The organism is Streptomyces sp. P5F9, assembly GCF_057961495.1.
The window spans coordinates 1-2785 of the sequence record NZ_JBXVPZ010000756.1 but is presented as its reverse complement, the minus strand read 5'-3'; the positions used below and the strand labels follow the sequence as shown (position 1 = coordinate 2785).

Below are 2785 nucleotides of genomic sequence, written 5' to 3'. Positions count from 1 at the left end.
TCAGATGTGTATAAGAGACAGCTCCTCCACAGCTCCGCCCACGATCCCCCACACGGTGTGGCTGGCTCGCGGCCGCCACGTCGGGTCCGCCGACGCCGCGGATGTCGTACGGCGCCAGCTGCAACGGCTCAAGGACCGCGAGGTCATCGACGACCACCTGGAACCCGACGAGGACCAGCACGAGGATCCGCCCGAGCAGGTCTTCGAGGCGCGGTGGCGGGTGGAGGGGAGGGTGACCGTGCGGGCGCGGCTGACGTTCCCGCCTGCTCCGGAACCGGGTTCGGCCTCTGCCGCCTCTGTTACGGCGGAGGGGCGGGAGTGGGTGCTGGTCGCGGAGGCCGAGCGGGTCTGGGATCCCCGGTGGCCCTCCCCCGCGACCATGTTCTGGCCCGAGGACCCCGGGAACGGCGACGCCGACTGGGACCATGTGGCGGTCCCCGGGCTGCGCTTCGGTCAGGTCAATCCGCTGCCTTCCGACGAGAAGGAGCTGCGGCGCCTGTTCCGCAGCTGTGCGCAGGACGGCTGGAGCATCCACGTCGTCGTGCACGAGGCCATGACCCCGGACGCGCACGGTCGGCTGCCCCTGGCCCGGCTGCTGCCGGCGAGCCTCCGGCACCGCGTGGTGGAGCACCGGGCCACACCGGATCAACTACGGTCCGTCAACTGGGCGTTGCTGCGCGAGTTCGACTTCCAGGTGCCGCGCGGCGGTGCCGTGGTGCTGCCGACCAGCCCGGTGGCTCCCTCCTACGACGTGCGCGAGTTCTCGGTGCGCAGCGTCTTCCTCGACGGCTCCGAGCCCACCGAACTCGTGGACGTCCTCTGCCGCTACGCCGCCTCCGCGCGCCCCCTGCCGGACGGCGGCCAGGAAGCCGTCACCGCGCTGCGCGAGCAGTGGAAGCTGATGACGATGGAGGAGGAACTGGCCCGCGAGCGCAGGCTCGTGGCCATGTACGCCGAGGCGCTCGAAGCGATGACGAAGTCCCGCGACCTGTACCGGGAGTCCGCGGACCGGGCCAACGAGGCGTTGGCCGCGCTGCGCGATTCGGCCGGAGTCTCCGTGCCCGGGGCGCCGTCTCAGCCGGGCGGGTCCCCGTTCCAGCGGACGTTCGGCCGGCTGAGGGACGCGACGAAGGCACTGCGCCCCGCGCCGCCGACCGACAGCGATCATGCCGATCCGCCGAGTGACGGTGGCGGCTCGGCCGAGGAGCGGTAGGCAGCCGACCTCGGGGCCAGGGCAAACGTCGTCACGCAGATGACGTCCTGGCTCCTCAGTCGCGCCGAAGGCCTACGCAGCGCAACGCCGATGGTGAGAATCGACCACCAGTGGTGATCACCGCCCACGCGCCCCCTGCGCCGGCCGCCCTAGCTTGGCGGTATGCCGATGCAACCCTGGTTCCGCGATGCCAAGTTGGGCATCTTCGTCCACTACGGGATCTACGCCGTCGACGGTGTGCCGGAGTCCTGGTCCTTCTACTCGGGCCAGGTCCCGCACGACCAGTACATGCGGCAGCTCGACGGGTTCACCGCCGCACGCTACGAACCGCGGGCCTGGGCACGGCTGTTCGCGCGGGCGGGTGCCAAGTACGCGGTGCTGACCGCCCGTCACCACGACGGCGTGGCCCTGTGGGACTCGGCCCACGGCGACCTGGACGTGGTCCGCCGCACCCCGGCCGGCCGCGATCTGATCGGGCCGTACGCGGAGGCGCTGCGCGCGGAGGGCCTCAATGTCGGCCTGTACTACTCCCATTCCGACTGGAACCACCCCGACTACGCCAGCACGGTGCACCCGCAACCGCCCGACGAGGAGGTCCGCACCAACCCCTACGCCTCCGCACGGCCCGGCCACGAGGACCCGGCCGCCTGGGCGCGCTACCTCGCCTACCGCGACGGCCAGGTCGGCGAGTTGGTCGACCGCTTCCGGCCCGACCTGCTGTGGTTCGACGGCGAGTGGGAGCGCAGCGAAGAACAGTGGGGCATGCGGGGGTTGGCGGAGCTGATCCTCGCCGGGAACCCCGACACCGTCCTCAACGCCCGCATGCTCGGCTACGGCGACTACGCGACGCCCGAGCAGGGGGTGCCGTTGCAAGCGCCGGACGGGCCTTGGGAGTTGTGCCTGACGGTCAACGACTCGTGGGGTTTCCAGCACGGGGACGAGCACCACAAGTCGGTGCGGCAGCTGGTGCGTTACTTCACGGAGACGATCGGGATGGGCGGCAATCTGCTGCTCGACGTGGGCCCGAGGGAGGACGGGACGATAACGCCCGCGCAGACGGAGCGACTTGAGGGGCTGGGCGCGTGGATCGTCCGGCACTCCGAGGCCGTGTACGGCACGGTCGCCGGTCTGCCCGCCGGGCACCACTACGGCCCCAGCACCCTCTCCGCCGACCGCCGCACGCTGTATCTGGTGTGCTTCGATCCGCCGCGTGAGTCGGTGTCGGTGCGCGGCCTGCGTACGCCCGTCAAGCGCGTCACGGTCCTCGGCACCGGTGCCGAACTCGGCCACGAAGTGATCGGCGGACTCGGTGATGTGCCCGGTGTGACGTGGATCGACGCCCCGGGCGTGGCCGACGTGGACGAGTCTGCGACGGTCCTGGCGGTCGAGCTGGACGGGGAGTTGGACGTGTACCGGGGAGCGGGGAGGAACTGAGGGCATGCGGTGCCGGTGAAAGTCCGCGACGGCGCCCGGCCTGCGGCCTGTTGAGTCCGCCACGCCCCTCACCGGCGCCCACCGGGACCGAATCGCGCGGGCACCTCGTGACACCGGCCCGCCCACCCGGCCTTCAGG

General features: G+C 71.5%; 2 protein-coding genes. Both read left to right on the top strand.

The features are described 5' to 3' along the window. Positions 1-55: 55 nt before the first annotated feature. The gene (locus AC31A1_RS49600; RefSeq protein WP_489659627.1) at positions 56-1213 is read left to right on the top strand and encodes a hypothetical protein; all 1158 of its coding nucleotides are present in this window, start codon (positions 56-58) and stop codon (positions 1211-1213) included. Between the two features lie 162 nt (positions 1214-1375). Next, positions 1376-2647: an alpha-L-fucosidase gene (locus AC31A1_RS49595; RefSeq protein WP_489659626.1), complete on the top strand. Its 1272-nt coding sequence runs from the start codon at positions 1376-1378 to the stop codon at positions 2645-2647. Positions 2648-2785 lie beyond the last annotated feature (138 nt).